Origin of the sequence: Pseudomonas sp. EA_5y_Pfl2_R50, assembly GCF_963970475.1 — a bacterium.
Taxonomy (GTDB): Bacteria; Pseudomonadota; Gammaproteobacteria; order Pseudomonadales; family Pseudomonadaceae; genus Aquipseudomonas.
The window spans coordinates 253,860-270,928 of sequence record NZ_CAXAPT010000004.1; the positions used below are offsets into that span (position 1 = coordinate 253,860).

A 17,069-nucleotide genomic window follows, 5' to 3' on the forward strand; every position below is an offset into this window, starting at 1 on the left:
CCGGCGTGCCGAAAACTCTGAGCCAGAGCGATGGGCCACTGCCGACTCCCTGTTCAGGAGGCTCCATGAACCTCGATTCAACCGCGCAGGCGCTGGCGTATCAGTCCGGTTTCGGCAACGAATTCAGCAGCGAAGCGTTGCCTGGCGCGCTGCCCGTCGGGCAGAACTCCCCGCAAAAAGCCCCCTATGGCCTGTACACCGAACTGTTCTCCGGCACCGCGTTCACCATGGCCCGCAGCGAAGCGCGGCGGACCTGGATGTACCGGATTCAGCCGTCGGCCAATCACCCGGCCTTCGTCAAACTGGAACGGCAACTGGCCGGTGGGCCGCTGGGGGACGTGACCCCCAATCGCCTGCGCTGGAACCCGCTGGAGATTCCGACCGAGCCGACCGATTTCATCGACGGTCTGGTCAGCATGGCGGCCAACGCCGCTGCGCAAAGAACCGCCGGCATCAGCATTTACAACTACGCCGCCAACCGCTCAATGGAGCGGGTGTTCTTCAACGCTGACGGCGAACTGCTGCTGGTGCCGCAACTCGGGCGCCTGCGCATCGCCACCGAACTGGGTGTGCTGGAAGTAGCGCCGCTGGAGATCGCCGTGCTGCCGCGCGGTCTGAAATGGCGCATCGAGCTGCTCGACCCGCAGGCTCGCGGTTACGTTGCCGAGAACCATGGCGCGCCGCTGCGTCTGCCCGATCTGGGGCCGATTGGCAGCAACGGTCTGGCTAATCCACGCGACTTCCTGACCCCGGTCGCCGCCTACGAAAACCTCCAGCAACCGACCACGCTGGTGCAGAAGTTCCTCGGCCAGTTGTGGGCGACCGAGCTCAATCATTCGCCCCTGAACGTCGTCGCCTGGCACGGCAACAACGTCCCGTACAAATATGACCTGCGCCGTTTCAACACCATTGGTACGGTCAGCTTCGATCACCCGGACCCGTCGATCTTCACGGTGCTGACCTCACCGACCAGCGTTCACGGTCTGGCCAACCTCGACTTCGTGATCTTCCCGCCGCGCTGGATGGTCGCCGAGAACACCTTCCGTCCGCCGTGGTTCCACCGCAATCTGATGAACGAATTCATGGGCCTGATCCAGGGCGAATACGACGCCAAGGCCGAAGGTTTCGTGCCCGGCGGTGCGTCGCTGCATAGCTGCATGAGCGCCCACGGCCCGGACGGCGAGACCTGCACCAAAGCGATCAACGCCGAGCTTGCACCTGCGAAAATCGACAACACCATGGCCTTCATGTTCGAGACCAGCCAAGTGCTGCGGCCAAGTCGCTTCGCCCTTGATTGTCCACAATTGCAAACCAGTTACGACGCCTGCTGGGCCACTTTACCCGCCACGTTCGACCCGACCCGGAGATAACTCATGACGCAGAATTCCATCACCCGCAGCTGGGTCGCTTCTGCCAACGGCCACACGGACTTTCCGCTGCAGAACCTGCCGTTGGGTGTTTTCAGCACCAACGGTTCGGCGCCGCGTGCTGGCGTGGCGATTGGCGACCATATCTTCGATCTGCAAGTGGCGCTGGAGGCCGGGCTGTTCGACGGTGCCGCGCGCCGCGCTGTCGAAGCCATGCACGGCGGTCAGTTGAACGCGTTCTTCGAGCTCGGTCGCGAGGCGCGTGTTGCCCTGCGCACGCGCCTGCTGGAACTGTTCAGCGAAGGCAGCACCCTGCGCGGCAACATCGAGGCGCAGGGCGCGAAACTGCTGCCACTGGCGGCCGATTGCCAACTGCATCTGCCGGCACGCATCAGTGATTACACCGACTTCTACGTGGGCATCGAGCACGCGCAAAACGTCGGCAAACTGTTCCGTCCGGACAATCCGCTGCTGCCGAACTACAAGCACGTGCCGATCGGATATCACGGTCGCGCGTCCACTGTGCGCGCGTCCGGCACCGATGTCCGTCGTCCGAAAGGCCAGACCTTGCCAGCCGGTCAGACCGAGCCGGTCTTCGGCCCGTGCGCACGTCTGGACTATGAGCTGGAACTGGGCATCTGGATCGGTCAGGGCAACGACATGGGCGACGCGATTGCCATTGGTAATGCCGCTGAACACATTGCCGGTTTCTGCCTGCTCAACGACTGGTCGGCGCGCGATATTCAGGCGTGGGAATACCAGCCGCTCGGCCCGTTCCTGTCGAAGAGTTTCATCACCAGCGTCTCGCCGTGGGTGGTCACCGCCGAAGCGCTGGAGCCATTCCGTACCGCGCAGCCGGCGCGTCCTGAAGGCGATCCGCAACCACTGCCGTACCTGTTCGACAAGCGCGATCAGGACGGCGGTGCCTTCGACATCGAACTGGAAGTGTTGCTGCTCACCGAAGCCATGCGCGAGCAGAACCTGCCGGCCCATCGCCTGACCTTGAGCAACACCCGCTACATGTACTGGACCGTTGCGCAAATGGTTGCGCATCACAGCGTCAACGGTTGCCAGTTGCAGGCCGGTGACCTGTTCGGTTCGGGAACCTTGTCCGGCCCGGAAAACGGTCAGTTCGGCAGCCTGCTGGAGATCACCGAGGGTGGCAAAAAGCCGATTGAACTGGCCTCCGGCGAAGTGCGCAAATTCCTCGAGGACGGCGATGAGATCATCCTGCGCGCACGTTGCGCCCGTGACGGTTTCGCCTCCATCGGCTTCGGTGAATGCCGTGGCAAAGTGCTGCCGGCGCGCTGACAGGAGCGGCTTATGGACCTCTACACCTATTACCGTTCGACCTCGTCGTACCGGGTGCGCATCGCACTGGCATTGAAGGGCCTCGATTATCAGGCGCTGCCGGTCAACCTGATCGCAGCAGCCGGTGGCGAGCATCGGCAAGCGGCCTATCTGGCGATCAATCCGCAGGGCCGCGTGCCGGCCCTGCGGACTGATGACGGTGAGCTGTTGATTCAGTCGCCAGCGATCATCGAGTACCTCGAAGAACGTTATCCACAGGTGCCGTTGTTGCCGGAAGACCTCGTTGCCCGCGCCCGGGTGCGTGGCGTGGCGGCGGTGATCGGTTGCGATGTGCATCCACTGCACAACGTCAGCGTGCTCAATCGCCTGCGCCAGTTGGGGCACGACGAGCTGCAGGTGGTGGAGTGGATCAGTCACTGGATCGGACAGGGGTTGGCGACGGTGGAGCAGTTGATCGGCGACAGCGGTTTCTGTTTTGGCGAATGGCCGTGTGTGGCGGATGTGTACCTGATTCCGCAGTTGTATGCGGCGGAGCGCTTCAACGTCAGTCTTGAGGCGTATCCGAAAATTCGTCGGGTTGCCGCACTGGCGGCTGAGCATCCCGCGTTCATCAAGGCGCATCCCGGTCATCAGCCAGACACCCCATAACCCTGTGGGAGCGAAGTCGCACTTCCCCAAATCATAAAAACAAAACAGGTACCTTGCGATGCACAACCAGATTGCCAGCTTCCGGGCGGCACTCGACGCCCGTCCTGTGTCCCGCTATCAGTGGTTGCTCTTGATTCTGCTGGCCTTGCTGCTGGTCACCGATGGCTATGACGCCCAGGTGCTAGGCTATGTCGTCCCGGCATTGGCGCAGGACTGGGGGCTGGAAAAATCTGCGTTCGGGCCGGTCTTCAGCGCCAACCTGCTCGGCCTCACCCTGGGTTCCCTGGCGGTGACGCCGCTCGCTGACCGTTTCGGCGTGCGCCGTATTCTGCTCGCTTGCGTACTGATTTACGCCACGCTCACCGTATTGATGGTGTTTGCCGATTCGCTGACTACTCTGATGGCTGCGCGGTTTATCTGCGGCATCGGCATGGGCGGCGCGATGCCCAGCGCCATGGCGTTGATGTCGGAATATTCGCCACCGCGCCTGCGCACGTTGATGGTGACCCTGGCGGCTTGCGGCTTCTCGTTCGGCGGTGCGGCCGGTGGTTTCGTTGCCGCCGGTTTTATTGATCAGTCCGGTTGGCAAGCGGTGTTCCTCGCCGGCGGCGTGACCCCGTTGCTACTGTTCCCTTTCCTCTGGTGGATGTTACCGGAATCCCTGCCACGCCTGCTGCGCGATGCACCGCCCTATGCACGCCTGCGCAAAGTCACTGCGCGGATGCTGCCGGACTGGCAGGTGCCCGTCGCGACCGGGGAGCAAAACGAACGCGAACAGGGCAGCAAACTGACCGTGGTCGAGTTGTTCCGCAACGGCTACGCAGGTCCGACACTGCTGATCTGGGCGACGTTTTTCGTCAGCCTGATTCTGCTCTACTTCATGATCAGCTGGCTGCCGACGCTGTTGCTGGAAAGCGGCTTGAAACTCAACGAAGCCAACCTGGTGACGTCGATGTTCCTGTTCGCCGGCACCCTCGGCGCGATCTGCATGGCCTGGTTCGCTGACCGCATGAAGCGCAAGGTTCGTTTGTTGTCCGCCGTGTTGGCGGGCGCGGCGCTGTGCACGATCCTGCTCGGGCTCAACCACGACAACCCGCGCTATCTGGTGGCCTGTGTGTTCGCTGCGGGTTTCTGCATCATTGGCGGGCAACTGACACTGAATGCGTTCGCCAGTAATTTCTATCCGGCGCACGTCCGCGCTACTGGCACGGGATGGGCACTGGGCGTCGGACGTTTCGGTTCGATCCTTGGGCCGTTGTTCGGCAGTCTGTTGTTGGCGATGCATATACCGGTGGCGCAGATTTTCTTCTTCTGCGCGATTCCGGCGGTCATCGCCGCGCTGCTGATCATCCAGGTACGTTCGCCGTCCGAAACCGCTGCGGCGCCCGGAGTTGGCATGACTGTCAAATCCTGAAGGTCTTTTGCTTTTTAATGGACCACCGAGCTGGGCGGGAGATGGCCGAGGCGTTCGGTCAGGCGCAGGCGCTGGATTGGATCGTCGCTGAGCAATAGCGCATGTTCGAGATCAAAACGCTCGGCATTCGGGCAGTCCAGCCGCTGATACAGGCTGGCGCGGGCCAGGTAGTCGGCGGCCCCGGCGTCGCCCAGTTCGAGTACGCGTTCGGCGTCGACCAGCGCGGCGATAAAGTCGTCGTGGGTCAGGTGCAACTGACGCAAATTGCGCGACAGGCGCTGAAGCATCTGCTGCGGGGTAGCGGTCAGCAAATGATCGGCGTTGAGCTTCATGTTTGGCCCGTATTGACGCTGCAGCAGCTCGCGACAATCGTTGGGATACAGACGGCGCCCGCCGCACGGGTCAAGCAAGTGATCGGCGCCGGGCACGCGCAACAGAAAATGCCCCGGAAAGTTGACCCCGACCAGAGGAATCTCCAGGCCACGGGCCAGCTCCAGGGCGATCAGCGCCAGAGCCAATGGCTGACCGCGACGGGTTTGCAGCACTTTGGGCAGCAGCGCCGCCTGCGGTCGCAGCGGCAGAAAATCGTCCTGGGCAAAACCCAGTTCAGTCATGCGTCGCAACAGCGGCTGCGCCAGTTCGTTGACCGGCAGCATCGGCAAGCCATAACTGACCCGTTGTTGCAGTTCCTTGAAATCCTGCAACAACGCCACTGGGTCAACGGCTTTTTCGTGCTCGGCAGCCATCCACAGCGCAGCTTCGAACAGCGCAGGCGGCGAACGGTGCAGACACTCGAAAAAGCGTTGGCGCGGACTCATCGAAATCTCCGTGGAATGCCTCGTTTTAGCCCCGTGCGCGTGATTCGTCCAGTGCCCCGGCTTTTGGCCTCACGGATATAGCGCAAAGCTGTCGTCCGCAGCGCCGCTTATTCCGGTGTGCTCCAGCAATTTTCAGGCGCAAGCCTATACTGGCGTTCTACAAGAAGTGATTCGGGAGCCCGTCGATGTTTGCTCTCATGCAAAGCACTCGCCTGGAATCGCTGCACCTTAGCGTTGACCCGGTTTCCGGGTTGAAGGCGGTCATTGCCATTCATAACAGTCGCCTCGGGCCAGCCCTGGGCGGATGTCGTTATCTTGCCTACCCCAATGACGAATCCGCCATCGAAGACGCTATCCGTCTCGCCCAAGGCATGAGCTACAAAGCAGCGCTGGCGGGGCTGGAGCAGGGCGGCGGGGTCGCGGTGATCGTGCGCCCGGCCCATGTCGAAAATCGTGGCGCGCTGTTCGAAGCGTTCGGGCGTTGCATCGATCAGCTCGATGGCCGCTACATCACCGCCCTCGACAGCGGCACGTCGGTGGCGGACATGGATTGCATCGCCCAGCAGACCCGGCATGTCACCAGCACCACCTCGGCGGGCGACCCGGCACCGCATGCGGCGATGGGGGTGTTCACCGGCATTCGTGCAACGGCAATGGCGCGCCTGGGCAGCGACAACCTCGAAGGCTTGCGCATCGCCATTCAAGGCCTGGGCAATGTCGGTTTTGCCTTGGCCGAGCAATTGCACGCTGCTGGCGCAGAACTGCTGGTCAGCGACATCGATCACGGCAAGGTGCAACTGGCGATGGAGCAGCTCAACGCACATCCGGTTGCCAATGATGCGTTGCTCAGCACGCCATGCGACATTCTCGCGCCGTGTGGCCTGGGCGGTGTACTCAACAGCCACACGGTCACGCAACTGCGCTGCTCGGCGGTGGCCGGTTCAGCGAACAATCAACTGACCCGTCTGGACGTGGCGGATCACCTGGAGCGGCGCGGGATTCTGTATGCGCCGGATTATGTGATCAATGCGGGCGGGCTGATTTATGTTTCGTTGAAACATCGCGGCGAAGAATTGCCGACGATTACTGCCCATCTGTCGAAAATCAGTTCGCGGCTGACGGAAGTGTTTGCCCATGCGCAGGCGGAAAAGCGTTCGCCGGCACGGGTGGCGGATGAGTTGGCGGAAAGGGTTTTGTATCGTTGAAACGCAAAAGATCGCCGCTTCGGCAGTGCCTGCAGGAAATACACTTTCCAATGCAGGCGCTGCCGAAGCGGCGATCTTTTCGATTCAAGCGTCGTTACTTGGCTGCCTTTGCCGCTTTGGCAGGCTTCACCGGCGCTTCGCCTTCTTGCGCCACTTCCACGTTCTCCACCGGTTCAGCCGGCGCATTGATCAGCTCCGACAGTGCATCAGGCTGGCTCTTGAACGCGCGGGCGAACACATCGCGGTTCTTCGCCATGTAGATCCCGGCTTCTTCCACTTGCTGTTCGGTCAGGGACGGAACGGCTTTCTGCAACACATCGGCCAGATATTCGGCCAGTTCGAGCATTTTGTCATGACGGTCAGCTTCGGCTTTATCCATGAACAAGCGCTCCAGATCTCGGCTGCTGCGGTATACCACTTCGACGGCCATTCACCACCTCACATGCCTTCACATTAAGTTGTCTTGACGACTACTGTATCCATATACAGCGAAAAGGATAAGCGAATCCCTGCGCCATGGGTAGTGGCTTTTCAATGTAGACCGGATTTCGGGTTTGTCAGATGGACCTTGTCGTCTGCATTCGCAAGCACCCTCGCTCCCGCAGGAATTGTGCAAAACCCGGTGCCTGCGACCAAACGCCACGGCGCGGGTTTGCTGGCGGCTCGCCATGATGGCGTGGCCCTGTTTCTGCATGAAAACAGGCGTGTGCAGAAAACTGTCACGTCCGACACGCATCATCCGCTCGCATTCGAGCTAAGGAACTTCATCGTGAAAATCAACTGGGCCGAGAAACTGCGGCAAAACGTGCATCAACTGGCCGAGTCCCTGGGCAACCTGTTCGTCGAGACCTTTCACTATCTGGCGCTGTTTGCCATCGGGGCGGTGACGGCGTGGGCGGCGGTGATGGAGTTTCTCGGGATGCTCGAAGTCGGGCACATCAAGATCGATGACATTCTGTTGCTGTTCATCTATCTGGAACTGGGCGCGATGGTCGGGATTTATTTCAAGACCAACCACATGCCCGTGCGTTTTCTGATCTATGTAGCGATCACCGCGCTGACCCGCCTGCTGATCTCCAACGTCTCGCACCACAACCCGCCGGACATGGGCATCATTTACCTTTGCGGCGGGATTCTGCTGCTGGCGTTCTCGATTCTGGTGGTGCGTTATGCCTCGTCACAATTCCCTTCGGTGAAGATCGAATACCCGCAACGCAAGATCGGTACGGGTTCCGGTGAGCATCCGGACGTCGAGAAGGGCGAGCTTTAAAGCCCGGCAGCCTGTCCGGGCTGCCCGATCACTTGAGGCGGTGGCGGGGCGAGCCCGTCGCCGCTGGTCATTGCTTCGAGGATCGCCATGGCGCTGTGGCCCTGCTCGATGGCGATGCCGAATTGAATGCTTTGCACCAGACGCTTGAGGCGTGCGGGGTCGTTGCGCTGCTCGCTGCTGATCATCCGCTTGGCGACGATGCGGCCGCCGTTGGACAGGGTCAGCATAATGCTGCCGTCGAGGCCCTGAATGCTCAGGTTGATCTGATAATCCGGCGCAAAGGCATCGGTAATGATCTGAAATGGATTGTCCATGATGCGTCACCGCCTGATTGAACGTGCAGTTGTTGACCGGCCATGATCGGGTTGGTTCGCCATACCTGACCATCGGCCATTCCGTGGCCATCTCGCGAATCTTTTGCGTTGGAACTGCGTTCGGCAGCACCTGGAGGGGAGTTAGCAAGGGACATGCCGGAAAAATTGTCGAACAATGAACACGGCGATAAAAAAAGGCGAACCTCAGGGTTCGCCTTTTTTTGTGGCTCGTTTCAGGGCAGGAACCGGTCGATGGTCGCTGACAGTGCAGTCAGCACTCGACCCAACTCACGGCCAGACCGCCCCGCGAGGTTTCCTTGTATTTGTCGTGCATGTCGGCGCCGGTGTCACGCATGGTGCGGATTACCCGGTCTAGGGAGATGAAATGGTTGCCGTCGCCGCGCAAAGCCATTTGCGTGGCGTTGATTGCTTTCACTGCTGCGATGGCGTTGCGTTCGATGCAAGGCACCTGGACCAGCCCGCCAACCGGATCGCAGGTCAGGCCAAGGTTGTGTTCCAGTCCGATTTCGGCGGCGTTCTCCAGTTGCTCCGGGGTGGCGCCGAGGACATCGGCCAGACCCGCAGCGGCCATTGCACAAGCGGAGCCGACTTCGCCCTGACAGCCGACTTCGGCACCGGAAATGGAAGCGTTTTTCTTGCACAGAATCCCTACCGCAGCGGCGCCGAGGAAGAACGCGACGACATCATCATCGGACGCATCCGGATTGAATTTCATGTAGTAGTGCAGCACCGCCGGAATGATCCCGGCCGCACCATTGGTCGGCGCGGTGACCATGCGCCCGCCGGCGGCGTTTTCCTCGTTGACGGCGAGGGCAAACAGGTTGACCCATTCCATCGCCGACAGGGTTGAGCTGATCACGTTCGGCTTGCCGATTTCCAACAGGCTGCGGTGCAATTTCGCGGCACGACGCGGCACATTCAGACCGCCGGGCAGGATGCCTTCGTGGTTCAGGCCCTGTTCGACGCATTCACGCATGACCGACCAGATATGCAACAGGCCCTGACGGATCTCGTCGTCACTGCGCCAGGCGCGTTCGTTGGCCATCATCAGCTCGGAGACGCGCAAACCGTGTTTCTTGCACAGCGCGAGTAATTCCGCCGCGCTGGAAAAATCGTAAGGCAGCACCACGTCGCCCTCCGGGGCCACGCCGGACTCGGCTTGCGCCGCTTCAATGATGAATCCGCCACCCACCGAATAATAAGTCTGCGCGAACAGTTCGCTGCCTTCGCCGAAGGCTGTCAGCGACATCGCGTTGGGGTGGTAGGGCAGGCTCTCGTCGAGCAGCAGAAGATCGCTTTGCCAGTCGAAGGCAATCGACCGTTGGCCGGCGAGTGACAGTTGGCCGGTCTCGCGCAGTTGCTGAATGCGTGGATCGATGGTCGACGGATCGATGCTGTCCGGCCATTCGCCCATCAGTCCCATCACCGTGGCGCGGTCAGTCGCGTGGCCTACGCCGGTAGCCGACAGCGAGCCGTACAGGCGGATCTGCACGCGGCGCACGTCGTTGAGCAAACGTTGATCGATCAGGGCCTGGGCGAAGGTCGCCGCAGCGCGCATGGGCCCCACGGTGTGCGAGCTGGACGGGCCGATGCCCACTTTGAATAGATCGAAAACACTGATAGCCATGCTAAACCCTTACAAGCAATGGAGGAGGAATCGCTGCCATTTTTTGTCGGACAAGCGCAATGTCGGCGATACTGCCTGCCTCGGTCCGACGTGACCAACGAAACTTCCTAAGACAGCCTTTAGCAGGACTAAACGATGAGTCGTCAATTGCATGCACAGACCTATGTCTGGCTGCAGGTGTTTTCCTGTGCTGCGCGGCACCTGTCCTTCACGCGCTGCGCCGAAGAACTGCACATCACCCCCGGTGCGGTCAGCCAACAGATTCGCCAACTTGAAGAGCGCCTCGGTTTTCGCCTGTTTCACCGGCGAGCGCGGGGCGTCGAGTTGAGTGCCGAGGGCCAGCGGCTGGCGATTACTGTCAACGAGGCCTACGGCAGCATTGATGCGGAACTGCGCCGACTCGATGCCGGCATGATCAGCGGGATCTTGCGCGTGCGTTCGATTCCATCCTTCCTCAGCAAGTGGCTGACGCCACGCCTGCCGCGCCTGCAACAACGTTTCCCGGACATTCAGTTGCGCTTGGTGGCTGAAGACAGCAGCGTGCCGTTGCACGAAGGTGATTTCGATCTGGCCATCGATCTGAATGACGGCAGCTACCCGGGGTTGTTATCCACAGCCTTGCTCGACGAGCAGATTTTCCCGGTGTGCGCACCGAGCCTGCTGCGCGGGCGACCACCGCTGCACGGCCCGGCGGATCTGGTGCATTTCCCCTTGCTGCACGACATCACGGCCTGGCGTGGCAGCTACGAATATGCGGAGTGGGAGTTCTATCTGAATGCAATTGGCTTTGAAGGCGCCGATGTGCGGCGCGGGCATACCTTCAATCGCAATCACCTGACCATTGAAGCGGCGATTGCCGGCATGGGCGTAGCGATTGCCCGACGCACCTTGCTCAACGATGAACTGGAGCGGGGCGCGTTGATCGTGCCGTTCGGACTTTCGGTGCCCAATCACAAACGTTACGTGCTGCTTTACGCGCCGGGGGCGTTGAGCCATCCGGGTGTGCGTGCGGTGCATGACTGGCTGGTGGAGGAAGCGGCGATTTTTCGCGGCTTGCACCCGCTGAATGACGGGCAACTGTGAGTAAATTTTGCAGGGTGGTGAGGCGACCCAACTCCCGACCTTACCAGCGCTTTACCCGGTTGTCCGGCTTTTTTTGCTAATCAATATTTATCTTTTTTCAGGGGTTGAAATGTTCGCCGGTCGGGCCGATTGTTGTAACCAAGGGGTCAGGAAATTCAACTCAAGGCCCCTCGCGAGCTAGCTGAAATAAGGGATGAACTATGCAAATCCAAGTCAACAGCGATAACCATGTTCAAGGCAGTAAACGACTGGAGGAGTGGGTACGTACAACCATTGAGAGCACGCTCGACCGTTATGAAGAAGACCTGACCCGTGTCGAAGTCCACCTGAGCGACGAGAACGGTGACAAACCAGGTCCCCACGATTTGCGCTGCCAACTGGAAGCGCGGCCAAAAGGCCATCAACCGATTTCCGTGACCCACAAAGCCGATTCGCTGGAACAGGCAATCGATGGTGCTGCCGAAAAACTCGAGCACGCACTGGAACACCTGTTCGGCAAACTGCGAGGTAAACCACGCGCCGCTATAGTGCCATTCACCGGCAAAGCCAATGACAAGCTGTTGGCGGAAGAGTTTGACGAGAATGAACAGGCAGCGATCAACAGTTGATACGCCGATTTTATAGCCACCCAATAAGAGCGGGCCTGCGAAAGCAGGCCCGTTTTTATTTGTGTGGCTGGACGGTTTTGGGTGTGGCAAGAGATAGCAGCCCCTCACCCCAGCCCTCTCCCAGAGGGAGAGGGGGCCGACCGAGGTGTCTTGCGTGATACGCCGACCTGAAAGACCGAGTCGATGATGGATTCGGCACAGCACGTTCAGGTCGATGAATGTCTGAAGCATCCCGCAATCAGTTCCCTCTCCCTCTGGGAGAGGGTTAGGGTGAGGGCATTTTTCGATTCGCCGCAATTCTGATGATCTGCTCTAGCACATCGTTCATCTGCTGGATCACTTCAAGATTACTGAACCGCACGACTTCAATGCCCTTTTGCTTCAGATAGTGCGTCCGGCGCTGATCATGAATCACTCCCGTCGTTTCATAATGCTGACCGCCGTCCAGCTCGATCGCCAATTTCAGCTCAGCGCAGTAAAAATCCAGCACATAGGGCGGGCAGGGAAACTGTCGGCGAAATTTCAGATTGGCGATCTGGCGTGAGCGTAACTTTTGCCAGAGCAGGTGTTCGCAATCGGTCTGGTTGACGCGTAACTGTCGGGCGAATCGGGCGAGGGTGGGGCGGGTTTGCATGCTTCACGATCCTTGTGAAGTTGGTTTGAAGTTTGACTGTAGATCATGACCCGCTGACCCTCACTGTAGCCCTCTTCCGGAGGGAGAGGGGGCCGACCGGGGTGTCTTGCGTGATACGCCGACCTGAAAGACCGAGTCGATGATGGATTCGGCACAGCACGTTCAGGTCGATGAATGTCTGAAGCATCCCGCAATCAGTTCCCTTTCCCTCTGGGAGAGGGTGAGGGCATTTTTCGATTCGCCGCAATTCTGATGATCTGCTCTAGCACATCGTTCATCTGCTGGATCACTTCAAGATTACTGAACCGCACGACTTCAATGCCCTTTTGCTTCAGATAGTGCGTCCGGCGCTGATCATGAATCACTCCCGTCGTTTCATAATGCTGACCGCCGTCCAGCTCGATCGCCAATTTCAGCTCAGCGCAGTAAAAATCCAGCACATAGGGCGGGCAGGGAAACTGTCGGCGAAATTTCAGATTGGCGATCTGGCGTGAGCGTAACTTTTGCCAGAGCAGGTGTTCGCAATCGGTCTGGTTGACGCGTAACTGTCGGGCGAATCGGGCGAGGGTGGGGCGGGTTTGCATGCTTCACGATCCTTGTGAAGTTGGTTTGAAGTTTGACTGTAGATCATGACCCGCTGACCCTCACTGTAGCCCTCTTCCGGAGGGAGAGGGGGCCGACCGGGGTGTCTTGCGTGATACGCCGACCTGAAAGACCGAGTCGATGATGGATTCGGCACAGTACGTTCAGGTCGGCGAAAATCACCAGCATCCCCCAATCAGTCCCCTCTCCCTTTGGGAGAGGGTTAGGGTGAGGGGCTTTTCAATCTTCAGAACGCGACCGAAGTTTGCACATATACCGTCCGCGGCTCACCGACATACTTACCCTTGTTGTTGTCATCAAACGAGCGCGTGAAGTATTGCGTGTTGAAGATGTTCTTCACCCCCACCGCGATATTCAGATCCGCCAACTGCGGGCCGAAGTCATAGCCTGCACGGCTGCTGAACAGCATGTAACCCGGAATCCTGCCGGTGCTGCCGTCGGCGCTTTCCTTCGAGGTGTTGGCGTTGTCGGCGAACTGGTCGCTCTGGAAGCTACTGTCGAGGTTCAGCTTCCACGGCCCTTCGGTGTAACCGACGCCAATCGTGCCTTTGTGTTTCGAGGAGAACGGCACGCGATTGCCCTTGTTCGGCCCGTCTTCACGGATGGTCGCGTCGACATAGGCGTAAGTGGCGTAGACATCGAATCCGCTCAGCGCCGGGCTCAAGTCATCCAGCGCGTAGTTGACGCTGGTCTCGATGCCCTGATGACGGGTTTCGCCACGGGCGATCACCGAGTCATTGGTCTGGTTGCTTTCGTACTGGTTGTCGAAGTTGATCAGGAACGCACCGATCTCCGCCCGCAATGCGCCGTTGTCATAGCGTGTGCCGAGTTCCCAGGTGCGGGCCTTTTCCGGTTTTACTTCGCCGCTGCTGACGCGGTTGGGCATCTGGCTGTACTGCACGCTGCCGAACGAACCTTCGGTGTTGGCGTACAGGTTCCAGCTGTCGGTCAGGTGATAGAGCACGTTCAGCGCCGGCAGCGCGGTGTTGTAGTCGCCCTTGTATTTGACGTTGGTCAGGTTGTTGGTCTGCTGCGAGTCGATCATCTCGTAGCGCACGCCCGGGGTGATCGTCCATTTGCCGATGTCGATGCGGTCGTCGACGAAGAATGCATTGGCTTCGGTGCCGCCGCGGGTGTCGCGGTCGTTGCGGCTGTTGGTGGTCGGGTATTCGTTGCTGCTGATCGGCGTGCGATAGCGCAGTTCGTGGCCGGCTTCGTTGATGTAGCGGTAACCGACGCCCACTTCGTGGCTGCTCGGCCCGAGATCGAAGCCCTGGGCGAAACGGGTTTCCAGCCCGCGCACCCAGTACTCGCGAGGCGACAGCGAGAGGAACGAGCCTTGATCCAGATAGCCGCTGCGCAGGGTCTTGGTGAAGAAGGTGTTAGCGGTGAACTCGCGACGATCTTCCTGATAGCGATAGCCGAAGTTGAACAGGGTGCGGCGGCCCCAGAACTGGTCTTTCGGCCGCGTCGACTGATAGGGATCGGCGTCGTAATCGGCAACGTTCAAACCACCCGGCATGTCGGCTTTGCCCTCGTAATACTGGGCCATGGCGTTGAAGCTGTTGGCTTCGTCGAGCTGGTATTTGCCCTTGAGGATCAGGTCGTCGATTTCCGTGTCGCTGTGTTCGCGCCAGTCGCCGCCTCGGGTCCCGGAGTACAGCAACGCGCCGCCAAGGCCGTTGGCATGGGTGCCGCCGGCCAACAGATTGGCGCTGGTCTTGAAGCCGTCGTGACTCGAAGACGGACTGGTCTCGGTCTGGAAACCGCCCTTGACCGTCGGCTCGTCAGGAATCGCGCGGGTGACGAAGTTGACCACGCCACCGACGTTCTGCGGACCGTAACGCACGGCGCCGCCGCCACGCACGACATCCACCGCATCCATGTTGCCCATGCTGATCGGTGCGAACGACAACTGCGGCTGACCGTAAGGCGCAAACGGCACGGGAATGCCGTCCATCAACACGGTCGAGCGTGCCGCCAGACGCGGGTTCAAACCCCGAATGCCGAAATTCAGGGCCATGTCGTGGCTGCCGGTGCCGTTGTTTTCCGGAGCGTTGACGCCGGGGATACGGTTGAGCACATCGCGAGCCTGAGTCGCACCCTGGCGTTCAAATGCTTCGCGGCGGATCACATCGCGGGCGCCGGGGTGTTCGAACACATTGATTTGCGCCGCATCGCCCAGCCAGTCACCGACGACTTTCGAGGTGTCCAGTTCCAGGGCCGCATCAGCCCGCGGTTGCAGGCTGTACGCATTATTGCCCTCGGCGCGCGCTTGCAGGCCGGTGCCTTCGAGTAACGCATTCAAACCTTGCTCAGGGGTGTAACTGCCTTCCAGGCCACGGCTTTGCACGCCGCTGGTCACTTGCGAGCCGAAAGAAATCAGCACGCCGGCTTCACGACCAAACTGGTTGAGGGCATTTTCCAGCGACGCTGGCGCGATGTGATAAGCCTTGGTATCGGCCGCCAGTACGGCAGGCACGGCGCTGAAACTCAGGCTGGCGCCGAGGACGAGACTGCGCAGGCGGCGAGCCAGTGGCGAGAGGCGGGTGGGGTGCATGTCGGATGATCCTGAGAAGGTTGAATCAAGGGGGCTTTCCTTCTCTGTCACGCCAGATCTGAAAAACGGCTCACTCTTTGTGCAAAAATTTCAAACCCGCGCTTCGACGGTCACCCAGTAACGCGTGAAGCGCTTCACTTTCACCGGCAAACTGATTTCCAGCAGATCGAGAATCCGCTCGCTGTCGTCCAGCGGATACGTCCCGGAGATCAACAGATCGGCGACTGTTTTATCGCAATTGAGCTGCCCGCGACGGTAGCGGCCGAGTTCGTCGAGGAAGTCGCCGAGGCGCATGTGCGCCGCGACCAGCATGCCGTCGGCCCAGGCGCCGCTGTTGGCGGTCAGGGGGATGGCTGCGCTGACGGATGTCGAGGTGAAGCTCAATTCGTGCGCAACCGGCAGCCGCATTGGCGCGCGTCCATTGCTGCTCAGTTCGACTCGGCCGTCGAACAGCGCGACCTGTGTACGGTCGGCAAACTGACGCACGTTGAGGCGCGCACCGTGGGTGTTCAGAGTGCCTTGCCCCGTGCGCACTTCGAAGGATTGCGCGGCAGTCAGGAGGATTTCGCCTTCGAGCAACTGAATCAGTCGGGCCGAAGTGTCCACATCCACCGCACTGGCGGTGTTGAGTTGCAATTGATCGCCAGCACCGAGCGCCACTTTACGCCGCTGCCCGACCGGACTGCGGTAATCGGCGAGCATTGACGGCAGCGGGTTGTGCTCGCGCATGCTCCAGGTGGCGGCCGAGCCCGCACCGAGAATCAGCAGCAGCTTGAGCGCCTGACGACGGCTACCGGACGTCGGCCCGTTCAGCGCCGCATGTGCCAACGGTGAAGACACACCGCGCAAGCGCTGATTGACCCGCTGAATGTGTTCCCACGCCCGCTGATGTTCGCTGTGTGCGTCCAGCCATTGTTGCCAAGCCTGCTGCTGGCGCGGGGTGAGGGCGCCTTGCTGCATTTCCATCAGCCAGTGCACAGCCTGTTCGGCTACTTGCGAAGAGAAATCCGGCGCGCGGTTCATAGGGCGAAATAGCAGCGCATCGCCGCTTTGTTCAGGTGACGTTTGACCGTCGCCACGGAGATACCGAGTTCGGCGGCGATCTGTGGATAGGTCAGGCCATCGACCTGCGCCAGCAAAAAGACGCGCTTGACCTGGCGCGGCAAACCATCGAGCAGCTCATCCAGCTCCATCAGGGTTTGCAGGATGATCGCTTTGTCTTCTTCCGACGGCGCGACCATTTCCGGCATCTGCGCCAGCGTGTCGAGGTAGGCGCGCTCCAGATCCTGACGGCGGTAATGATTGAACAGAACGCGTTTGGCGAGAGTGGTGAGGAACGCACGAGGCTCGATGATCACCGGCGGTTCGCGGGCAGTCAGTACCTTGATGAAGGTGTCCTGCGCCAGATCTGCCGCGCTGTCCGGGCAGCCGAGTTTGCGCCGCAGCCAGCCAGTCAGCCAGCGGTGGTGAGCCTGATAGAGCGATTCGACAGGGTGGGCGGCAGACAACGGGAGAACTCCGGGCGCTTGGTTTGCGCAGTAGAGAGTATGCGTTAGAGAACAAGAATGGTTCGCATTGTAGGGGTT

At 60.3% G+C, this 17,069-nt stretch carries 16 protein-coding genes and 1 pseudogene; 8 read left to right on the forward strand and 9 right to left on the reverse strand.

Annotated elements, in window-relative coordinates; all coding sequences use genetic code 11:
* The first annotated feature begins 65 nt into the window (after positions 1-65).
* Genes hmgA through AACY19_RS09135 form a run of 4 tightly spaced genes read left to right on the forward strand, consistent with a single transcriptional unit; the run spans position 66 to position 4,740 of the window.
* Positions 66-1,370 (forward strand): homogentisate 1,2-dioxygenase, encoded by a 1,305-nt coding sequence (gene hmgA, locus AACY19_RS09120; protein ID WP_339449926.1) that lies wholly within the window; start codon positions 66-68, stop codon positions 1,368-1,370.
* A gap of 3 nt (positions 1,371-1,373) precedes the next feature.
* Positions 1,374-2,678, forward strand: coding sequence for a fumarylacetoacetase (fahA, locus tag AACY19_RS09125; protein WP_339449927.1), 1,305 nt, complete (start codon positions 1,374-1,376; stop codon positions 2,676-2,678).
* A 12-nt stretch (positions 2,679-2,690) separates the two neighbouring features.
* Positions 2,691-3,326 (forward strand): maleylacetoacetate isomerase, encoded by a 636-nt coding sequence (gene maiA / locus AACY19_RS09130; RefSeq protein WP_339449928.1) that lies wholly within the window; start codon positions 2,691-2,693, stop codon positions 3,324-3,326.
* 58 nt (positions 3,327-3,384) lie between these two features.
* Positions 3,385-4,740: an MFS transporter gene (locus AACY19_RS09135; RefSeq protein WP_339449929.1), complete on the forward strand. Its 1,356-nt coding sequence runs from the start codon at positions 3,385-3,387 to the stop codon at positions 4,738-4,740.
* A gap of 14 nt (positions 4,741-4,754) precedes the next feature.
* On the opposite strand, the gene AACY19_RS09140 is transcribed toward AACY19_RS09135, so the two are convergent.
* Positions 4,755-5,558, reverse strand: a complete 804-nt coding sequence (locus AACY19_RS09140) for a SirB1 family protein (RefSeq protein WP_339449930.1) — start codon at positions 5,556-5,558, stop codon at positions 4,755-4,757.
* Positions 5,559-5,743: 185 nt separating this feature from the next.
* On the opposite strand from AACY19_RS09140, the gene AACY19_RS09145 reads away from it, so the two are divergent.
* A complete protein-coding gene (locus AACY19_RS09145; protein ID WP_339449931.1) occupies positions 5,744-6,763 on the forward strand; it encodes a Glu/Leu/Phe/Val dehydrogenase family protein in 1,020 nt (339 codons plus the stop codon).
* Positions 6,764-6,938: 175 nt separating this feature from the next.
* Here AACY19_RS09145 and AACY19_RS09150 read toward each other — a convergent pair.
* A pseudogene (locus AACY19_RS09150) lies at positions 6,939-7,193 on the reverse strand (YebG family protein); the annotation flags it as partial.
* Positions 7,194-7,532: 339 nt separating this feature from the next.
* On the opposite strand from AACY19_RS09150, the gene AACY19_RS09155 reads away from it, so the two are divergent.
* Complete coding sequence (locus AACY19_RS09155; protein WP_339449932.1) at positions 7,533-8,033, forward strand: phosphate-starvation-inducible protein PsiE; 501 nt, start codon at positions 7,533-7,535, stop codon at positions 8,031-8,033.
* Here AACY19_RS09155 and AACY19_RS09160 read toward each other — a convergent pair.
* Together AACY19_RS09160 and AACY19_RS09165 are read right to left on the reverse strand one after the other, a co-directional pair.
* Positions 8,030-8,347, reverse strand: coding sequence for a DUF3509 domain-containing protein (locus AACY19_RS09160; RefSeq protein WP_339449933.1), 318 nt, complete (start codon positions 8,345-8,347; stop codon positions 8,030-8,032). The genes AACY19_RS09155 and AACY19_RS09160 overlap by 4 nt on opposite strands.
* A 271-nt stretch (positions 8,348-8,618) precedes the next feature.
* A complete protein-coding gene (locus AACY19_RS09165) occupies positions 8,619-9,995 on the reverse strand; it encodes an L-serine ammonia-lyase (protein ID WP_339449934.1) in 1,377 nt (458 codons plus the stop codon).
* A 135-nt stretch (positions 9,996-10,130) separates the two neighbouring features.
* On the opposite strand from AACY19_RS09165, the gene AACY19_RS09170 reads away from it, so the two are divergent.
* Together AACY19_RS09170 and AACY19_RS09175 are read left to right on the forward strand one after the other, a co-directional pair.
* Positions 10,131-11,078, forward strand: coding sequence for a LysR substrate-binding domain-containing protein (locus AACY19_RS09170; protein WP_339449935.1), 948 nt, complete (start codon positions 10,131-10,133; stop codon positions 11,076-11,078).
* Between the two features lie 200 nt (positions 11,079-11,278).
* A complete protein-coding gene (locus AACY19_RS09175; protein WP_339449936.1) occupies positions 11,279-11,686 on the forward strand; it encodes an HPF/RaiA family ribosome-associated protein in 408 nt (135 codons plus the stop codon).
* A 265-nt stretch (positions 11,687-11,951) separates the two neighbouring features.
* Here AACY19_RS09175 and AACY19_RS09180 read toward each other — a convergent pair whose 3' ends face one another.
* The 5 genes from AACY19_RS09180 to AACY19_RS09200 all read right to left on the reverse strand — a co-directional run bounded on the left by AACY19_RS09180 (position 11,952) and on the right by AACY19_RS09200 (position 16,991).
* Positions 11,952-12,320, reverse strand: coding sequence for an endonuclease domain-containing protein (locus tag AACY19_RS09180; protein WP_339449937.1), 369 nt, complete (start codon positions 12,318-12,320; stop codon positions 11,952-11,954).
* Positions 12,321-12,514: 194 nt separating this feature from the next.
* Entirely contained in the window at positions 12,515-12,904 is a 390-nt protein-coding gene (locus AACY19_RS09185) for an endonuclease domain-containing protein (protein WP_339449938.1), read from the reverse strand.
* Positions 12,905-13,149: 245 nt separating this feature from the next.
* The gene (gene fecA / locus AACY19_RS09190) at positions 13,150-15,483 is read right to left on the reverse strand and encodes a TonB-dependent Fe(3+) dicitrate receptor FecA (RefSeq protein ID WP_339449939.1); all 2,334 of its coding nucleotides are present in this window, start codon (positions 15,481-15,483) and stop codon (positions 13,150-13,152) included.
* A 90-nt stretch (positions 15,484-15,573) separates the two neighbouring features.
* Positions 15,574-16,506, reverse strand: coding sequence for a FecR domain-containing protein (locus AACY19_RS09195; protein ID WP_339449940.1), 933 nt, complete (start codon positions 16,504-16,506; stop codon positions 15,574-15,576).
* On the reverse strand, positions 16,503-16,991 hold the full coding sequence (locus AACY19_RS09200) for a sigma-70 family RNA polymerase sigma factor (protein WP_339449941.1): 489 nt from the start codon (positions 16,989-16,991) through the stop codon (positions 16,503-16,505). Before AACY19_RS09200 ends, AACY19_RS09195 begins: the two co-directional genes overlap by 4 nt.
* Positions 16,992-17,069 lie beyond the last annotated feature (78 nt).

Bases quoted from the DNA above. Each gene is read 5' to 3' on its own strand.
- hmgA (WP_339449926.1), top strand. From the start codon at position 66: ATGAACCTCGATTCAACCGCGCAGGCGCTGGCGTATCAGTCCGGTTTC.
- fahA (WP_339449927.1), top strand. From the start codon at position 1,374: ATGACGCAGAATTCCATCACCCGCAGCTGGGTCGCTTCTGCCAACGGC.
- maiA (WP_339449928.1), top strand. From the start codon at position 2,691: ATGGACCTCTACACCTATTACCGTTCGACCTCGTCGTACCGGGTGCGC.
- AACY19_RS09135 (WP_339449929.1), top strand. From the start codon at position 3,385: ATGCACAACCAGATTGCCAGCTTCCGGGCGGCACTCGACGCCCGTCCT.
- AACY19_RS09140 (WP_339449930.1), bottom strand. From the start codon at position 5,558: ATGAGTCCGCGCCAACGCTTTTTCGAGTGTCTGCACCGTTCGCCGCCT.
- AACY19_RS09145 (WP_339449931.1), top strand. From the start codon at position 5,744: ATGTTTGCTCTCATGCAAAGCACTCGCCTGGAATCGCTGCACCTTAGC.
- AACY19_RS09160 (WP_339449933.1), bottom strand. From the start codon at position 8,347: ATGGACAATCCATTTCAGATCATTACCGATGCCTTTGCGCCGGATTAT.
- AACY19_RS09165 (WP_339449934.1), bottom strand. From the start codon at position 9,995: ATGGCTATCAGTGTTTTCGATCTATTCAAAGTGGGCATCGGCCCGTCC.
- AACY19_RS09170 (WP_339449935.1), top strand. From the start codon at position 10,131: ATGAGTCGTCAATTGCATGCACAGACCTATGTCTGGCTGCAGGTGTTT.
- AACY19_RS09175 (WP_339449936.1), top strand. From the start codon at position 11,279: ATGCAAATCCAAGTCAACAGCGATAACCATGTTCAAGGCAGTAAACGA.
- AACY19_RS09180 (WP_339449937.1), bottom strand. From the start codon at position 12,320: ATGCAAACCCGCCCCACCCTCGCCCGATTCGCCCGACAGTTACGCGTC.
- AACY19_RS09185 (WP_339449938.1), bottom strand. From the start codon at position 12,904: ATGCAAACCCGCCCCACCCTCGCCCGATTCGCCCGACAGTTACGCGTC.
- fecA (WP_339449939.1), bottom strand. From the start codon at position 15,483: ATGCACCCCACCCGCCTCTCGCCACTGGCTCGCCGCCTGCGCAGTCTC.
- AACY19_RS09195 (WP_339449940.1), bottom strand. From the start codon at position 16,506: ATGAACCGCGCGCCGGATTTCTCTTCGCAAGTAGCCGAACAGGCTGTG.